This is a genomic window from Bradyrhizobium sp. RDM12, assembly GCF_051917485.1.
Lineage (GTDB): Bacteria > Pseudomonadota > Alphaproteobacteria > Rhizobiales > Xanthobacteraceae > Bradyrhizobium.
The window spans coordinates 6,361,760-6,378,604 of record NZ_CM133064.1 but is presented as its reverse complement, the minus strand read 5'-3'; the positions used below and the strand labels follow the sequence as shown (position 1 = coordinate 6,378,604).

Below are 16,845 nucleotides of genomic sequence, written 5' to 3'. Positions count from 1 at the left end.
TTACTCCGCGGCCTCGGCCGGCGCTATGCGGCGGGAGTGCCGCGCCTGTTCGTCGTAGCTCTTCTGCCAGTCGGATGGGCCGTTCGACGGCGAGATCTGCACCGCCGTCACCTTGTATTCGGGGCAGTTGGTCGCCCAGTCCGAATAGTCGGTCGTGATCACGTTGGCCTGCGTGTCCGGGTGGTGGAACGTGGTGTAGACGACGCCGGGCGCGACGCGGTCGGTGAGCTCCGCGCGCAGCGTGGTCTCGCCGGCGCGGCTCTGCAACCGCACCCAGTCGCCGTCGCGGACGCCGCGCTGCTCGGCGTCGTGCGGATGGATCTCCAGCCGGTCTTCGGCGTGCCAGACCACGTTCTCGGTGCGCCTTGTCTGCGCGCCGACATTGTACTGGCTGAGGATGCGCCCCGTCGTGAGCAGCAGCGGGAAGCGGGGACCGGTGCGCTCGTCGGTCGCGACATACTCGGTCACGACGAACTTGCCCTTGCCACGGACGAAGCCTCCGATATGCATCACCGGCGTGCCCTCCGGCGCCTTCTCGTTGCAGGGCCACTGCACCGAGCCGAGCTCGTCCAGCTTGGCGTAGGAGACCCCGGCAAAGGTCGGCGTCAGCGCCGCGATCTCGTCCATGATCTCCGAGGGATGGCTGTAGTTCATCTCGAATCCCATCGCCTTGGAGAGCGCGATCGTGACCTCCCAGTCGGCCATGCCGTTCTTCGGCGACATCACCTTGCGAACGCGCTGGATGCGGCGTTCGGCATTGGTGAAGGTGCCGTCCTTCTCGAGGAAGCTCGAGCCGGGGAGGAAGACGTGGGCGTAGTTCGCGGTCTCGTTGAGGAAGAGGTCGTGGACGATGACGCATTCCATCGCGGACAGCGCCGCTACCACATGCTTGGTGTTGGGATCGGATTGCAGGATGTCTTCGCCCTGCACATAGAGCCCCATGAACGTGCCTTCGATGGCGGCATCGAACATGTTGGGAATGCGCAGGCCCGGCTCCGGGTTGAGCTTGACGTTCCAGAGCGCCTCGAACTGGTCGCGCACGGCATCGCCCGAGATATGGCGATAGCCGGGCAGCTCGTGCGGGAACGAGCCCATGTCGCAGGAGCCCTGCACGTTGTTCTGGCCGCGCAGCGGGTTCACCCCAACACCGGGACGGCCGATATTGCCTGTAACCATCGCCAGATTGGCGATCGCGATCACGGTGGTCGAACCCTGGCTGTGCTCGGTGACGCCGAGGCCGTAATAGATCGCACCGTTGCCGCCGGTGGCGTAGATGCGGGCGGCTTCGCGCAGATCTTTCGGATCGACTCCGGTGAGGATGGCGGTCGCTTCCGGGCTGTGCTTGGGCTGGGCGACGAAGGCGGCCCATTCCTCGAACTCGGCCCAGTCGCAGCGCTCGCGCACGAAGGCTTCGTTGACGAGGCCTTCGGTGACGATGACATGCGCCAGCGCCGTCACGACGGCCACGTTGGTGCCGGGCATCAGCGGCAGATGCAGCGCCTTCACATGCGGCGATTCCACCATCTCGGTGCGGCGCGGATCGATCACGATCAGCTTGGCACCCTGGCGCAGCCGCTTCTTCAGGCGGGAGGCGAAGACGGGGTGAGCCGAGGCCGGGTTGGCGCCGATGATCATGGCGACGTCGGTATCCTCGACCGAGTCGAAATCCTGCGTGCCGGCCGAGGTGCCGAACGTGACCGAAAGACCATAGCCGGTCGGGGAGTGGCAGACGCGCGCGCAGGTGTCGACATTGTTGTTGCCGAAGCCGGCGCGGATCAGCTTCTGCACCAGATAGGTCTCTTCGTTGGTGCAGCGGGACGACGTGATGCCGCCGATCGCGTCAGGGCCGTATTTCTTCTGGATGCCGCGCATCCTGGCCGCGGCGAACGTGAAGGCTTCATCCCAGGACACTTCGCGCCAGGGATTCTCGATCCGCTCGCGGATCATCGGATTGAGGATGCGCTCCTTGTGGTTGGTATAGCCCCAGGCGAAGCGGCCCTTGACGCAGGAATGGCCGCGATTGGCCTTGCCGTCCTTGTACGGCACCATGCGCACGACCTCCTCGCCACGCATCTCGGCCTTGAAGGTGCAGCCGACGCCGCAATAGGCGCAGGTGGTGACGACGGAGCGCTCGGGCTGGCCGATCTCGATCACGGACTTCTCCGTGAGCGTCGCGGTCGGGCAGGCCTGCACGCAGGCGCCGCAGGAGACGCATTCGGAGCCGAGAAAGCTCTCGCTCATGCCGGGCGAGACGCGGCTGTCGAAACCGCGGCCGGAGATCGTCAGCGCGAAGGTGCCTTGCACTTCCTCGCAGGCGCGGACGCAGCGCGAGCACACGATGCACTTCGAGGGATCGTAGGTGAAATAGGGGTTGGACTCGTCCTTCGGCATCCAGGCGGCATTCACCTCGCCATGGGACTTGGCGAAGACGTGGTTCTCGCCCTCATAGCCGTAGCGCACGTCGCGCAGGCCCACGGCGCCGGCCATGTCCTGCAATTCGCAATCGCCGTTGGCGCCGCAGGTGAGGCAGTCGAGCGGATGGTCGGAGATGTAGAGCTCCATCACGCCCTTGCGCAGCTTTTTCAGCCGCTCGCTCTGGGTGTGAACGACGAGTCCGGGCATCACCGGCGTGGTGCAGGAGGCCGGCGTGCCCGCGCGGCCCTCGATCTCGACGACGCAGAGCCGGCAGGAGCCGAAGGCGTCGACCATGTCGGTCGCGCAAAGCTTGGGAATCTGGTGGCCGGCATCCATCGCGGCCCGCATGATCGAGGTGCCCTCGGGCACCGTGACCTGGTTACCGTCGATGGTCAGCGTCACCATCGTTTCCGATTTGGAGCGCGGCGTGCCGTAGTCGATTTCTTCGATCAGAGACATCGTCGTTCTCCTATTCCGCGGCCTGAAGCGTGGTCGGCGCCGGGACGAAATCCTCCCGGAAGTGCTTCAATGCGCTGAGCACCGGGTAAGGCGTGAAGCCGCCGAGTGCGCAAAGCGAGCCGAATTTCATGGTGTTGCAGAGGTCTTCGACCAGCGCGAGGTTTTCGGTGACCCGCTCGCCCTTGATGATCTTCTCGATGGTCTCGACGCCGCGGGTCGAACCGATCCGGCACGGCGTGCACTTGCCGCAGGATTCGACGGCGCAGAACTCCATGGCGAAACGCGCCTGCTTGCGCATGTCGACGCTGTCGTCGAACACGACGATGCCGCCATGGCCGATCAGGCCGTCCCGTGCGGCAAAGGCCTCGTAGTCGAACGGGGTGTCGAACAGCGCGCGGGGGAAATAGGCGCCGAGCGGGCCGCCGACCTGCACGGCGCGGACCGGGCGGCCGGTGAACGTGCCGCCGCCGATGTCGTCGACGAGCTCGCCGAGCGTCACGCCGAACGCCGTCTCGAACAGCCCGCCCTGACGGATGTTGCCGGCAAGCTGGATCGGCATCGTGCCGCGCGAGCGCCCCATGCCGAAATCGGCGTAAGCCTTGGCGCCTTCGGCGAGGATGAAGGGGATGGCTGCGAACGACAGCACGTTGTTGATCACGGTCGGCTTGCCGAACAGGCCGTGATGCGCCGGCAGCGGCGGCTTTGCCCGCACCAGGCCACGGCGGCCTTCGAGGCTCTCCAGCAGCGAAGTCTCCTCGCCGCAAACGTAAGCGCCGGCGCCGACGCGTACGTCCATGTCGAAGCTATGCGTCGAGCCGCCAATCTTGTCGCCGAGATAGCCGCCGCGCCTCGCCGCCGAGATCGCGGCCTTCATCGCCTCGACCGCATGTGGATATTCGCTGCGGATGTAGATGTAGCCCTTGGTCGCTCCGACGGTGATGCCAGCCGTCGTCATGCCCTCGATGACGAGGAAGGGATCGCCTTCCATGATCATGCGGTCGGCGAAGGTGCCGCTGTCGCCTTCGTCGGCGTTGCAGACGATGAACTTGCGATCTGCGCTGGCTTGCGCCACGGTCTTCCACTTGATGCCGGTCGGAAAGCCGGCGCCGCCGCGGCCACGCAGGCCGGACGCCGTCACTTCGTTGAGGATTGCGTCCGACCCGAGCGCGAGCGCGCGCTCCAGGCCCTTGTAACCGCCCTGGGCGCGGTAGTCCTCGAGCGAGCGCGGATCGATCACGCCGCAGCGGGCGAAGGTGAGGCGGGTCTGGCGCTTCAGCCAGGGAATCTCGTCTGCGATGCCGAGCCGCAGCGCGTGCGGTCCGTTGCTTGCCATGGACTCCAACACGGAGGCGACGTCCTCCGCGCTGACCGGGCCATAGGCGACCCTGCCTTGGGCGGTTGCGACCTCGACCATCGGCTCCAGCCAGCAGAGGCCGCGGGAGCCGGTCCTGATGATCTCGATCGGCAGCCCGTGCTTGGCCGCGACCTGCTCGAAGGCGACCGCAATTTTATCGGCGCCGACGGCAACCGCAGCGGCATCGCGAGGAATGAAGATCCGCATGTTCATCGCTGCGCCTCCGCGACCAGCGCGTCGATGCGCCTCTCGTCGAGCCGGCCGACGAGGCGGCCATCGAGCATCGCGGACGGCGCGGTCGCGCACAGTCCGAGGCAATAGATCGGCTCCAGCGTGACCCGATCATCCGCAGTCGTGTTGCCGAGCGAGACGCCGAGCTTCGCTTCCGCGCGGGCAGCCAGCGCATCGCCACCGGCGGCCTGGCAGGCCTCGGCGCGGCACAGCTTCAGCACGTGGCGGCCGGCCGGCTTGTGGCGGAAGTCGTGGTAAAAGGTGAAGACGCCATGCACTTCGGCGCGCGACAGGTTCAGCGCCTGCGCCACCATGGGAATCGCAGCCTCCGGCACATAGCCGAACGCCTTCTGGAGCGCATGCAGAATGACCAGCGTCGCGCCTTCCTGCCCGGCATGTTCGGCGATGATCTCGGCGCCGCGCGTCTCGTCCCAAAGCTCGTAACAAGGCTCGTAAACCGCTGTCATTCTTCGTTCTCAAATTGAGCGTCGCTTGCGCGCAAACTATTTGGAATCGTTCGAAGATCAATAAAGCTGTCTCATGCTGCGATTGCGAATTCAGATCGATTTGGAAGAGCAATCGGTCGATACGAAGAGCTGATGAAACTTGTATCGACTGCCGGTTTTTGCGTGTTGGTGCAGGCCCGGCGTGATAGCTTGTATGCCACCACAGCGACGCAGGGGACGGACGGTTGATAGACAAGCTTGAACTGTTGCTGGCGCTGGCCAAGGAGCGGCATTTTGGACGGGCGGCAGAGTCCTGCGGCGTCACCCAGCCGACCATGTCGACAGGGCTGAAACAGCTCGAGGAGATCCTCGGCGTGATGCTGGTCCAGCGCGGATCGCGGTTTCAAGGATTCACCCCGAAGGCGAGCGGGCGCTCGATTGGGCGCGGCGGATCGTCGGCGATGCCCGCGCGATGCGTCAGGAGATCAACTCGCTGAAGGACAAGCTTTCCGGCGAGATTCGGATTGCGGCGATTCCGACCGTGCTCGGCATGGTGGCCTCGCTGACGACACCATTTCGCGCCCGGCACCCCGATGTGCGCTTCAGCATCCGCTCAACGACCTCGTCCGAGGTGCTGGGGCTGCTCGAAAATCTCGAGGTCGATGCGGGACTGACCTATATCGAGAACGAGCCGATCGGGAAGGTGCGCACCATTCCGCTCTACAATGAGAGCTATCGCTTGCTCACCGCGCCGGATGCGATGTTCGGCGACCGGGAGTCTGTGACCTGGACCGAGGTCGGCCAGGTGCCGCTGTGCCTGCTGACCCCCGACATGCAGAACCGCCGCATCATCGATCGCGCGCTGCGCTCGGTCGGCGCGGAGGCGACGCCGACATTGACCTCGAACTCACTGCTGGTGCTGTACACGCATGTCAAGACCGGGCGGTGGGCGAGCGTGATGCCGGCCAAGCTCGCCGAGACGCTCGGCCTCTCCGACACGGTCCGCTCGATCCCGATCTCCGATCCCGAGGTCAATTACAGCATTGGTCTCGTGATCCCGCAGCGCGATCCGATGACGCCGCTGATCGCGGCGCTGGTCAATGTCGCGCGCGAAGTGGCGCCGACGTTGCAAGCGTAAGGCGGAATGTCGTTTGGTTGAATCGATGCCAACCGAGAGCTCAGTTCACCTCTCCCGTAGGGAGAGGTCGGATCGCATCGAAGATGCGGTCCGGGTGAGGGGTTCTGGTCTCATCTAGGCCTCAGGCGGCAGCGGAAATTCCGGCTGCTGCCTTGATGGCGTCGCGCGGCAGCGTCACGCGGACGACGGTGCCGACTTCGAGCCTGGAGCGCAGCCGCATCGAGCCGCCATGGAGCTGCGCCAGCGAGCGGGCAATCGCAAGGCCGAGGCCGGAGCCGTGATAGGTCTTGGTGAGCTGGCTCTCGACCTGCTCGAACGGGCGTCCGAGCCGCGCCAGCGAGTGCGGCGCGATGCCGATGCCGGTGTCGGCGATCATCAGCACGATCCTGTCCTCGAGCTGCCGGCTGCGCACCACGATGCGTCCGCCGTCGGGCGTGAACTTCACGGCGTTGGACAGCAGGTTGACGATGATCTGCTTGGTGGCGCGGCGGTCGGCCACGACGGAGATCGATGTCGCGATATCGGCGTCAAGCGCCAGATTCTTGTCCTGTGCCCGGCCGGCGACGACCCGCAGGGATTCCGCGAGCGCCTGTCCGAGGTCGAGCTCTTCCATATCGAGCTTCATCCGGCCGGCTTCGATCTTGGACATGTCGAGGATATCGTTGATGACCTCGAGCAGATAATGGCCGCTGGTCAGGATGTCGTGGCAGTATTCCTGGTACTTCTCGCTGCCAAGCTCGCCGAACATGCCCGAGCCCATGATCTCGGAGAAGCCGATGATCGCGTTCAGCGGCGTGCGCAGCTCGTGGCTCATATTGGCGAGGAATTTCGACTTGGTCTGGTTGGCTTCCTCGGCCCGGGTCTTCTCGCGCTGGTACTTCTCGGCGAGGTCGGCGAGCTCGATGGTCTGGCGTTCCAGCGCCGCTTGCGAGCGCTTGAGGTCGATGACGGTGGCGCGCAGGCGCAGATCGTTGTCGACGAGCTTCTGCTCGTGCTCCTTGATGCGGGTGATGTCGGTGCCGACCGAAACGTAGCCGCCGTCCTTGGTGCGGCGCTCGCTGATATGGAGCCAGCTACCGTCGTCGAGCTGGGCTTCGAAAGTGCGCGCGCCCGGGCCCTGGCTGACGGTCTCGTTGTGGCGGGTGCGGACTTCCGGCATGCGACCGACTTCCAGCACGGTCTCGTAGGAGGTGCCCGGGATCACGGCGGTCTCGGGCAGCTTGTGCAGGCGCTGGAAGTGCGAATTGCAGAGCACCAGACGGTCGCTGGCGTCCCAGAGCACGAAGGCTTCCGGAATGGTCTCGATCGCGTCGCGCAGGCGCAGGTCGGCTTCGACTGAGCGCTCGGCGAGGCTCTTCTGCTCGGTGATGTCGACCGCGATGCCGATCAGGTGCGTGCCGGAATCGCCGGTACCGCGGGTCCGCTCGCAGCGGACGCGGAGCCAGATCCAGTGGCCGTCGACATGCTGCATGCGGAAGGTCTGGTCGATGTGGTCGATCTTCTCGGAGATGAGCTGGTCTGCGATCGCGAACAGGTCGATGTCATCCGACTTCACCAGGGCATTGACCTCGCCGAAGGTGAGGAGCTCGTTGCGGCCGTCGAGGCCCAGCATCGAAAACATCGATTGCGACCAGAAGATCCGGCCGCGCGACAGGTCCCAGTCCCACAGGCCGCAGCGGCCGCGGTTGAGCGCGGTGTCGATTCGGCCGCGCACGGCGTCGTTGATGAGGTCGCCTTCACGGGCGCGGGTCGACTGCCAGTGGAAGGCGAAGCCGAGGATCAGCACGACGAAGCCGGTGGTGGCCGACAAGGTCACCGAAAGGGCCGCATCCGAACCCCAGATCGGTTCGTTGCGCTCCTGGATTACGGTGACGAGGCCCGGCAGCGAGTTGATCTGCCGCGAGGTCGCCATCGCGGCGTTGCCGTTCGGCAGCGTCATATCGGAGACGTCATTGTCGCGCGGTGGTGCTGCGAGCAGCTGTGCGGTGGTGATGGCATCGAGCAGGCGGTCGTTGCCTGAGGGATCGCTGTCGATCGGAATGCGGGCGAGGATGCGGCGGTCGATGCCAGCCGAGGTGACGACGACGTGGCGGCCCGAGACTCTGGCCCGGGACGGGATCATGTCGGGCAGCAGCGTCGGCAGGTTCTCGATGGCCTTTAGCCGCTCGGCGCGCACGGAGGTGACGCGGTCGATGCGCTCGGCGAGCAATTCGGCGAGGAATGAAATGTCGTTCTGAATCACCAGCCGCTTCTGGCGCGTCTGGTCGACGACCTGGACGAATGCGCCGAGGCAGATCGTGATAAGGAAGGCGATGATGAGCGTCGGCACGGCGCGTCGCAGCGCCGGCTCGGCGATCAACAGCCGATGATAGGCTGGTTTCGCGATCGACTGCGCCAATCCTTTGATCGAATCGGATTGGACGCATGCGTTCGCGGCGTCTGCACGCGCCATGCCTTCGGCCCCCTGAAAACCTGCTTACGACGAATTTCGAAAGCAGCCCCACATCGCTTTCAGATCACAGCGATTTGAATCCAGTTTGCGCAGGCTGTCGAGAGTCAACGAAACGTTAACGCGAAATAATTCTTATCCAATGAAGAGTCTACGCGTTTCGAGTCCGCAAACTCACGTGTGTGACGAGTCCGAAACGAGAACGTGCGACTCCATCACGCGCGCGGCGGTTCGGCGTGGCTGATGACCCGCTTCACGCTCGGGAACGCGCGACGCAGGCGGCGCTCGATCGCATCGACCTGGTCGTGCACCTTGATCACGCTCATCGACGGCGTGGCGCGGCAATGGAAGTTGACGATCTCGCCACCCTCGGTATCGCGCACGCGCACATTATGGATGTCGTGGATCTCGCCGCCGGCGGCATATTCGGTGAGCGCGGCCGCGATGGCCTGCACCCTGTCCGGCGCGGCATCGGCGCCGAACGGCAGTTCCGGCTCCAGCGGCTCGATATGGACGTCGACCTCGACGTCCGCGCCGAACTCCTCCTGGATGTTGCGCTCCAGCGTGTTGGCGACGTCGTGGGCGGCCTCGAGGGCCATTTCGGCGTCGACCTCGAGATCGATGCCGACGATCAGCTTGCCGCCGAGGTCGTGCACCGTGACATGGTGGACGGCGAGACCGGAATTGCGCGCGATCACCATGATGCGCTCGCGCACGGTCTCGTTGTCGCGGGCGACCGGCACTGCGGCGAAGGTGAGATCGGCATCGCCGAACGCCCTGGAGACGGCGGCTTGCGCGTCGCGCTTGATCTCCTCGACGCGGTCGATCGGATAGGTCCGCGGCACCTTTGCGATGGTGTCGATGAAGGTGGTTGCACCCACCATGCGGACCCGCAGCCGCTCGACGTCGATCACGCCGGGTACGCTGCGGACCGCCGCGGTGGCTTTCTCCTGGGCGCCTTCCGGCGCGCGGTCGATCAGCGTGTGCACCGTGGAGCTTGCCATCCGCAGGCCGAGCAGGGCGATCATCACGGCCACGGCGGCGGCGGCGGCGGCGTCACCCCACCAGAAGCCGAGGGCCGCGAGAATCAGGCCCACGATCACGGCGCACGAGCCCATGACATCCGATGCAAAGTGCAGCGCGTCGGCGGCGAGCGCTTCGCTCCGGGTCTCCCGGGCGGCGCGGTGCAGCGCGCGGGCGCGCCAGAGATTGACGGCGATGTCGATCACCAGCACGACGAACGGGACGGCAGAGATGGTCGGCGGCGGGGTTCCCTCGCGAAAGTGGCTATAGGCCTGGACCAGGATGCCGCCGGCGAGCACGTAGAGCAGGGCGGTGACGCCGAGGGCGGAGATGCTCTCGAGCTTGCCGTGGCCGTAATGGTGCTCGTCGTCGGCCGGCTTGTCCGAGACCCGCACCACCGCCCAGGTGATGATGGTTGCGACCAGGTCGATCGAGGAGTGCAGCGCTTCGGAGACCAGCGCCAGCGAGCCGATCGCGATCCCGACCGCGAATTTGGCCGCCGCCATGCCGCCGCTGGCCAGGATCGAGATTGCCGCGACCGATGTCTTGCTGTGTTGTCCGCTCATCGCCGGGATTTAGCAGGGCGTTCGCGAACATCAAGCGACGATCCACAGCTGTAGTCGCTAGTGAGTTGCAGGAGCGGGAGTGTCGATGGCGTCGTTGGGGGATGCTCAACGACCGGTCTCGTAGGGTGGGCAAAGGCGCGTAGCGCTGTGCCCACCACTGTTCGCGATAGCCGACACATGGTGGGCACGCTTGCGCTTTGCCCACCCTCCGAGACCGCGGATGACGGCTACGGCACCGTCACCACGATCTTTCCGAGGTGCTTGTTCGCCTCCATGTGCTCGAACGCCTTGTCGATGTCGTCGAAGGCGTAGACCCTGTCGATCGGCAATTGCAGCTTGCGCGATTCCACTGCGCCCCAGATGTCCTTCCGGACCTCGTCGAAGATCGCGCGGACCTCCTCGATGGTGCGAGTGCGGAAGGTGACGCCGATATAGGAGATGCGGCGGGCGGCATGCAGGTCGAAGTTGAAGTCGGCATGGGTGCCGCCGAGCCGGCCGACATTGACGATGCGGCCCAGGACCTTCGTCGCGGCAAGGTTCTGGTTCGCGACCTTGCCGGAGACCTGGTCGACGATGAGGTCGACGCCTTCGCCGTTCGTCGCCTTCAGGACCTCCTCGACCCATTTGGGATCGGAGGAATCGACTGCGAGGTCGGCGCCGAATTCGCTCAACCGGCCGCGGCGATAGGCGTCGGTCGAGGAGCCGATCACCATCCTGGCGCCCTTGAGCCTGGCGATCTGCATCGCCATCAGGCCGACGCCGGAGCTCGCGCCCTGGATCAGGACGGTCTGCCCGGGCTGCACGCCGCCGACGGTGACGACGGCGTTGTGCATGGTCGCGAGCGCGACCGGGAGGGTGGCGGCCTCCTCGAAGTTCATGTTCGAGGGTGCGCGGAACAGCCGGCCGTGGTCGGCGAGGGTGTACTCGGCGAAAGCCGCGGCCCCCGAGCCCATGACGCGATCGCCGACCTTGACGCCCTTCGCATCCGGTCCGAACTGGGCGACTTCACCTGCCCATTCCATCCCGAGCACGGTCCCGACGCCGCCAGCCGCGCCATGCGCGTGCCCCTTGCGCATGCCGGTGTCGGCACGATTGAGACCACAGGCACGCACGCGCACCAGCACCTGAGTGCCTTTAGGCTTTGGTTGAGCGACGTCGGAAATCCGAGCGCCATCAGGACCATAGACATAAGCCTTCATGAATGACTCTCGCTTGTTGCAGTGATTATTCCGCGGCTTGCGCGTTTGGATGAGCGATCATGCTTTCGAGCCGGCTGCGAATGATCGCCTCGGCCTCGCGCACGATGCGCGAGATGAGCTCGCCGCAGCTCGGAATGTCCTGGATCAGGCCCTGTACCTGGCCCGCCGACCAAATGCCTTCGTCCGAATTGCCTGTCGCGTAGACCATCTTGCCGCGGGCGCCGGCGACGAGCTCGCGGATGTCCTCGAACCTGGCGCCTTCCTTCTCCATGGCGACGACCTTGGTCGATATCTCATTCCTGGCGACGCGCGAGGTGTTGCGCATGGTGCGGAAGATCAGCTCGGTCTCGCGCTCGTCATTGGCGACGATCTTCTCCTTGATGAGCTGGTGGATCGGGCTCTCCTTGGTGGCCATGAAGCGGGTGCCCATGTTGATGCCCTCGGCTCCGAGCGCCAGGGCGGCCACGAGGCCGCGGCCGTCGCCAAAGCCGCCGGAGGCGATCATCGGGATCTTGACCTTGTTGGCGGCGGCCGGGATCAGGATCAGCCCAGGGTGTCGTCCTCGCCGGGATGGCCGGCGCATTCGAACCCGTCGATCGAGATGGCGTCGACTCCCATGCGCTCGGCCGACAGCGCGTGGCGGACGCTGGTGCATTTATGCACGACCTTGACGCCGTGCTTTTTGAACTCGTCGACATGCTCCTGCGGCTTGTTGCCGGCGGTCTCGACCACGGTGATGCCGGCTTCGATGATGGCGGCGCGGTATTCGGCATAAGGCGGCGGCTTGATCGCCGGCAGGATGGTGAGGTTGACGCCAAACGGCTTGTCGGTGAGGTCGCGGCAGCGCGCGATCTCCCTGGTCAGGTCCTCCGGTGTCGGCTGGGTCAGCGCCGTGATGAAGCCGAGCGCGCCCGCGTTGGCGACGGCCGCAACCAATTCGGCCCGCCCGACCCATTGCATGCCGCCCTGGACGATCGGGTGCTCGACGCCGACGAGTTTGGTGAACCGTGTCTGCAGCATCTCTGTTTCCCCCGCCTGCTTGGCAGGCTCTGTTTTCCGTTGATGGCGGGAGGATGCCGTCCGGGTCGGGAAAAGTCTATTCCGCCGGCCTGCGGTAAGGGCGGGGCGTCATGCGGCGAGTGAGGGTGATTCCGTCGGGCGGATAATTGGGGCGCGCCGCTGCCCATGGGCTTTCCTCGCACTCCGTCGTCATACCCCGCGAAGGCGGGGTATCCAGTAGTGTGCCGAGTATGAACGACAGCTTGGAGGTGGAAGTCCTCTATCCAGCCTGATGACGGCGAAGGATTAGCAAAGCGCAAGGGCGTCATCGCGAGGTGGGGTCTGAAGACAGCGTGGAGCAAAGCCGCGGCCCGATGAACAAACACCGGATAACGAGGCCTACCCGACCGGACGAGCGAGCTACTGATCGCGAAGTCCATAGTCATCAAGGGCCGGGGTGGTAGATCCGGCGGGCGTGCGGCGAAGGCGGTCGATCTTACCTCGGGAGGTCTGCACGGTGTCCCGGCAACGGGACTGAGGTCGCCGCAAGGCGGCCTGACCGCAGTGCAGAAGTCAGCAGAGGGCATAGTAGGCGGCGGCGCGCCGCCGAAGGCCTGAACGGTGGAAGAGGCCAGTAGAGCGGCGATCTCGTGCGAGCCATGCGGCAGAAGAATCAGGTCGAGCTGAACTTGGGCACCGGGGCGGAGGGTGAAGCCCGAAGCGCTGCCGCCCGAGAGCCTGAAGCCTGCACGGCGGAAGCCTGTCTCGAACGCCCGGCGGTCGCGGGACCGTCGATGGAAGACGTTGTCGGGCGTGAGAACCTGAAGGCAGCGTTGGCGCGAGTGAAGCGCAATAAGGGTGCGGCAGGCGTTGACGGGATGACCGTCGGCGAACTGCCGGCCTATCTGAAGGAGCACTGGCTCACGATCCGCGTCCAGTTGCTTGACGGCACCTACAAACCGCAGCCGGTGCGGCGGGCGGAGATACCGAAGGCGTCGGGTGGCCTGCGGCCGCTCGGCATTCCGACGGTGCTCGACCGCTTCATTCAGCAGGCGGTGATGCAGGTGCTGCAGGCGGATTGGGACGGAACATTCTCCGAGACGAGCTTCGGCTTTCGGCCGGGCCGCTCGGCGCATCAGGCGGTGGAACGAGCGCAGGCGTATATTGCGTCCGGGCACACTGTCGTCGTGGACATCGACCTGGAGAAGTTCTTCGACCGGGTCAACCACGACATCCTGATGGGGCTCATTGCCAAACGGGTTGCTGACAAGCGTCTCCTGAAGCTCATCCGCAGCTTCTTGAATGCGGGTGTGCTGGAGGGAGGATTGGTCAGTCCGACGGAAGAGGGCACGCCGCAAGGTGGACCGCTCTCGCCGCTGTTGTCGAACCTGATGCTGGATGTGCTGGACAAGGAGCTGGAGAAGCGCGGCCATCGCTTCGTGCGCTACGCCGACGACTGCAACATCTATGTGCGCAGTCAGAAGGCGGGTGAGCGGGTGCTGGCGGGCATCGAACGTTTCCTCGAAAAGCGCCTCAAGCTGAAGGTCAACAGGGCCAAGAGTGCGGTGGCCAAGCCGAGCATCCGCAAGTTCCTGGGCTTCAGCTTTACCCGCGAGCCGCTGCCACGACGGCGCATTGCGCCGCAGGCGATCGCCCGCTTCAAGGCGAGATTCGGGAGCTGACGCGACGCACGTGTGGCCAAAGCCTTGCGCAGACTGTCAAGGAGCTGTCACGCTATCTGATCGGATGGCGTGGCTACTTTGGCTTCTGCCAGACGCCGTCGGTGATGCGCGCACTTGACGAATGGATCAGGCGGCGGTTGCGCGCCATCGCCTGGAAGCAGTGGAAGCGTGGACCGGCTCGCTTCGCCGAGCTGCGACGCCGCGGCGTCGGCCGGGTTCTGGCGGCAAAGACCGCCGGCAGCCCACGTGGCCCTTGGCGGCTCAGCAACAGCCCCGCGCTCAACATTGCCGTGCCAAAAGCTCTCTTCGGTTCGCTCGGTCTGGCTTCCATCGCGGCACAGCGGCCCGCATAATCCATCGAACCGCCGTATACGAGACCCGTACGTACGGTGGTGTGGGAGGAGGAGGTCGCGAGACTCCCCTATCCCGATCCCCGCGGCTTCTCGGTTCTAGCCCGCATTTCTCACACGACCGATTGCTCAGCGACGGAGGATAGGAGGATTTGGCAAGGCAACGGGGAGCCGTGGCGCTGAAGGCGCAGCCGGCGATTTGGTTTTGAATGTCTCCGTTGGGCCTGTTGGTGATGCCGCCGATTGAGCGCGTCGCAGCGTCGCGTGTCAGGCCGGCGAGGCGCGAGCCTTGGCGGCTTCGGCCAGGCGACGAGCCGCGTGTCCCCACGGCTGAGCGGCTGGGCAGGCCGAGGCCATGGCGATCCTGATGCGGCGGACGCTGATGCGCACCAGTGCGCCGATCTTGAGGAGCTTGAGGCGGATGGTGCCGCAGGTGGCGTCCGCAAAAGTGGTTTCGGCAAGGCCGATGCGCCGCAGGGCACAGATCAGCACATAGGCCATCGAGGCGAACCACAGCCGCAGCTGGTTGGCGCGCATGGTGGCGGCCGAGGTGCGGTCGGCGTAGAGATCGAGTTGGCACTCCTTGATGCGGTTCTCCATGTCGCCGCGGGCGCAGTAGATGTCCTCATAGAGCTGCCGCACGCCCGCCGCGCTGCGCTTGAGCGAGGTGACGACGAAGCGCGGATTGGCCTCGCCTTGCGTCCACTCCGCCTTGGCGACGACGCGGCGCTCCTGGCTCCAGGTGTCGCGCGTACGCCATTGGAAGTCCTTGAAGCGGCGTGCCGGTTGGCCGGTCGTCTCGGCTGTGGCTCTCGCCGCGGCGAGCTCCTCCTCGATCATGGCGACCAGGCGCGTGTTGCGGGCGAGCCCGAACAGATAATCCACGCGGTTTTGCTCACACCACGCCATCAGCGCCTCGCGCGCAAAGCCACTGTCGGCGCGCAGCACGATGCGCACGAACGGCCAGCGGGCGCGGATTTGCCGGACAATCCGCGCGATCTCCGCGACACTGCCTGCGCTGGCATCGATGTCGGCGCGCCGCAGCTTGGCCGCCAGCAGATGCCGGCCGCAGAACACGTACAGCGGCAGATAGCAGTAGCAGTCGTAATAGCCGTGGAAGAAGCGCCCCTCCTGATGCCCGTGCAGAGGATCGTCGGTGGCGTCGAGATCGAGGATGATCTGCGGCGGCGGTCGCTTGTGCGCCTCCAGGAACAGCGTCACCGGCAACGCCTCGATCGCCGCCGCGTCGTAGGCGATCTTGTGATAGCGCGAAGGTTCCTCCCGGCCCAGTTCCAGCCGGTTCAGCGTCGACTTGCCGGCCACCGGTGCGCAGTCCTCGCGCCTGGCAACAAGCTTGCCCGCCAGCACCGCCATCAGCGGGTCGTGCCGCAACTCGTCGTGATCGTTGATGTCTTCGTAGCCAAGTGCGATGCCAAAGACCCGCTGTCCGACCAACGTTCCGACTGCGTGCTCGATCAAGTCCACCCGGCGATGATCGCGAAAGCAATCGGCAAAGCGCCCCACCAGATCAATCGCCCGATCAGACGCGCCCAGCAGCAGCGCGCCCGCATCCGACGTCACCAGGCCACCATCAAAAGCCGCTTCCACGATGCGGCCTTCCACCTCTCCAAAATCAAACCGTTCTGCGCTACACTGTGCCGGCATCGGGGCATTCCTTGAATCACCGCGAAGTCCTTCTCGCAAAAGAACTTTCGCTGATTGCGCCCCGATGCGCCTCAACACTGTGAGAAATGCGGGCTAGCCTCGCTGTCTCTGAAATAGTGGATTGCCCGCCCCAGTGCGCAAGCGCGCACAAGGCGCGCAATGACAGTGAGAGCGCTTCAGCTATTCCGCCGACAGCCGCACCATCTGGCGGCCGCCGTTCATGTCTTTCAGGCTGTTGACGAAGTTTTCCGGGCGCTGCCAGCGATAGGGACCTTCAGTCCCATATACTCGGCGATGTCGCCGATGAAGCCGGTGCAGTTGGTGGTCTCGGCGTTCCAGACCGGCGAGCTCGCTTGCAATTTCTTGATATAGGCGAAGACGCGTTTGGCGTCGGCCTCGTTCAGATAGACGCGATAGCTCGCCGTCAGATATTCGGGATCGAGGTCGCCATAGCTCGCGCCGGTCTCGGATGGCACCCAGGTGAGGTGACCGAGCACGTAGCTCCAGGTGTCGCCCTTGGGCGTGAGCCCCGCAACCTCGACGGCGCGCTCGCTGGTCTTACCGTACCAGACGAAGGCATGGCCCCAGCTCGCCGCCGTCCGCGCGCGGAAGTCGACGTAGTACGGACCTTTCTCTGCATGCGCGACGGGTCGCCGCGTCGATTGCGGCGCCTGTCGCGATGAGGAGTCGGTCGTCGCAAGCGCATTGGCATCGGCAACGCGCTTGTTCGCTTCGTGGGCCGAGGCCGATGGCATCATGCATGCGGTCATGGCCGCAAGCGCGAGACCTGCAACGATGCAGGATCCCGATCGATCAGGTTTGTTCGTCACGCTGTGCCCCTCGGCTGTCGGCCGCCTGCGCAGGTTTTG

Annotated in this window: 9 protein-coding genes and 3 pseudogenes; 3 read left to right on the top strand and 9 right to left on the bottom strand. The window is 65.3% G+C overall.

Translation table 11 applies throughout. The features are described 5' to 3' along the window. The 3 genes from fdhF to ACTGJ9_RS31290 are packed head-to-tail and all read right to left on the bottom strand — an operon-like array spanning nucleotide 1 to nucleotide 4,926. Nucleotides 1-2,874 carry a formate dehydrogenase subunit alpha gene (gene fdhF / locus ACTGJ9_RS31300; RefSeq protein ID WP_456674189.1) on the bottom strand — a complete coding sequence of 958 codons (2,874 nt, stop codon included), beginning with the start codon at nucleotides 2,872-2,874 and terminating at the stop codon, nucleotides 1-3. Between the two features lie 10 nt (nucleotides 2,875-2,884). Next, nucleotides 2,885-4,441 (bottom strand): formate dehydrogenase beta subunit, encoded by a 1,557-nt coding sequence (locus tag ACTGJ9_RS31295; protein ID WP_456674188.1) that lies wholly within the window; start codon nucleotides 4,439-4,441, stop codon nucleotides 2,885-2,887. After that, the gene (locus ACTGJ9_RS31290) at nucleotides 4,438-4,926 is read right to left on the bottom strand and encodes a formate dehydrogenase subunit gamma (protein WP_456674187.1); all 489 of its coding nucleotides are present in this window, start codon (nucleotides 4,924-4,926) and stop codon (nucleotides 4,438-4,440) included. Before ACTGJ9_RS31290 ends, ACTGJ9_RS31295 begins: the two co-directional genes overlap by 4 nt. 224 nt (nucleotides 4,927-5,150) lie before the next feature. Here ACTGJ9_RS31290 and ACTGJ9_RS31285 point away from each other — a divergent pair. Further along, nucleotides 5,151-6,043: pseudogene (locus ACTGJ9_RS31285) on the top strand (LysR family transcriptional regulator). Between the two features lie 121 nt (nucleotides 6,044-6,164). Here the strand turns inward: ACTGJ9_RS31285 and ACTGJ9_RS31280 are convergent. The 4 genes and pseudogenes from ACTGJ9_RS31280 to ACTGJ9_RS31265 form a co-directional block, all read right to left on the bottom strand. After that, nucleotides 6,165-8,495, bottom strand: a complete 2,331-nt coding sequence (locus ACTGJ9_RS31280; RefSeq protein ID WP_456674186.1) for a PAS domain-containing sensor histidine kinase — start codon at nucleotides 8,493-8,495, stop codon at nucleotides 6,165-6,167. Nucleotides 8,496-8,707: 212 nt separating this feature from the next. Then, nucleotides 8,708-10,081 carry a cation diffusion facilitator family transporter gene (locus ACTGJ9_RS31275; protein ID WP_456674185.1) on the bottom strand — a complete coding sequence of 458 codons (1,374 nt, stop codon included), beginning with the start codon at nucleotides 10,079-10,081 and terminating at the stop codon, nucleotides 8,708-8,710. A 227-nt stretch (nucleotides 10,082-10,308) separates the two neighbouring features. Continuing rightward, nucleotides 10,309-11,280, bottom strand: a complete 972-nt coding sequence (locus ACTGJ9_RS31270; protein ID WP_456674184.1) for a zinc-binding dehydrogenase — start codon at nucleotides 11,278-11,280, stop codon at nucleotides 10,309-10,311. 25 nt (nucleotides 11,281-11,305) lie between these two features. After that, nucleotides 11,306-12,300 (bottom strand): annotated as a pseudogene (locus ACTGJ9_RS31265) (NAD(P)H-dependent flavin oxidoreductase). A gap of 638 nt (nucleotides 12,301-12,938) precedes the next feature. Between ACTGJ9_RS31265 and ltrA the strand changes: the two are divergent. Together ltrA and ACTGJ9_RS31255 are read left to right on the top strand one after the other, a co-directional pair. After that, nucleotides 12,939-13,961, top strand: a complete 1,023-nt coding sequence (gene ltrA, locus ACTGJ9_RS31260) for a group II intron reverse transcriptase/maturase (protein WP_456674183.1) — start codon at nucleotides 12,939-12,941, stop codon at nucleotides 13,959-13,961. Further along, nucleotides 13,949-14,314 carry a group II intron maturase-specific domain-containing protein gene (locus tag ACTGJ9_RS31255; RefSeq protein ID WP_456678687.1) on the top strand — a complete coding sequence of 122 codons (366 nt, stop codon included), beginning with the start codon at nucleotides 13,949-13,951 and terminating at the stop codon, nucleotides 14,312-14,314. Before ltrA ends, ACTGJ9_RS31255 begins: the two co-directional genes overlap by 13 nt. 264 nt (nucleotides 14,315-14,578) lie before the next feature. On the opposite strand, the gene ACTGJ9_RS31250 is transcribed toward ACTGJ9_RS31255, so the two are convergent. Next, nucleotides 14,579-15,976 carry an IS1380 family transposase gene (locus ACTGJ9_RS31250; protein ID WP_456673068.1) on the bottom strand — a complete coding sequence of 466 codons (1,398 nt, stop codon included), beginning with the start codon at nucleotides 15,974-15,976 and terminating at the stop codon, nucleotides 14,579-14,581. 180 nt (nucleotides 15,977-16,156) lie between these two features. After that, nucleotides 16,157-16,806, bottom strand: a pseudogene (locus tag ACTGJ9_RS31245) (hypothetical protein). Nucleotides 16,807-16,845 lie beyond the last annotated feature (39 nt).

Coding starts and splice junctions, on each gene's coding strand:
- fdhF (WP_456674189.1), bottom strand. CDS start 2,874: ATGTCTCTGATCGAAGAAATCGACTACGGCACGCCGCGCTCCAAATCG.
- ACTGJ9_RS31250 (WP_456673068.1), bottom strand. CDS start 15,976: ATGCCGGCACAGTGTAGCGCAGAACGGTTTGATTTTGGAGAGGTGGAA.
- ACTGJ9_RS31280 (WP_456674186.1), bottom strand. CDS start 8,495: ATGGCGCGTGCAGACGCCGCGAACGCATGCGTCCAATCCGATTCGATC.
- ACTGJ9_RS31275 (WP_456674185.1), bottom strand. CDS start 10,081: ATGAGCGGACAACACAGCAAGACATCGGTCGCGGCAATCTCGATCCTG.
- ACTGJ9_RS31270 (WP_456674184.1), bottom strand. CDS start 11,280: ATGAAGGCTTATGTCTATGGTCCTGATGGCGCTCGGATTTCCGACGTC.
- ACTGJ9_RS31295 (WP_456674188.1), bottom strand. CDS start 4,441: ATGAACATGCGGATCTTCATTCCTCGCGATGCCGCTGCGGTTGCCGTC.
- ltrA (WP_456674183.1), top strand. CDS start 12,939: ATGCGGCAGAAGAATCAGGTCGAGCTGAACTTGGGCACCGGGGCGGAG.
- ACTGJ9_RS31290 (WP_456674187.1), bottom strand. CDS start 4,926: ATGACAGCGGTTTACGAGCCTTGTTACGAGCTTTGGGACGAGACGCGC.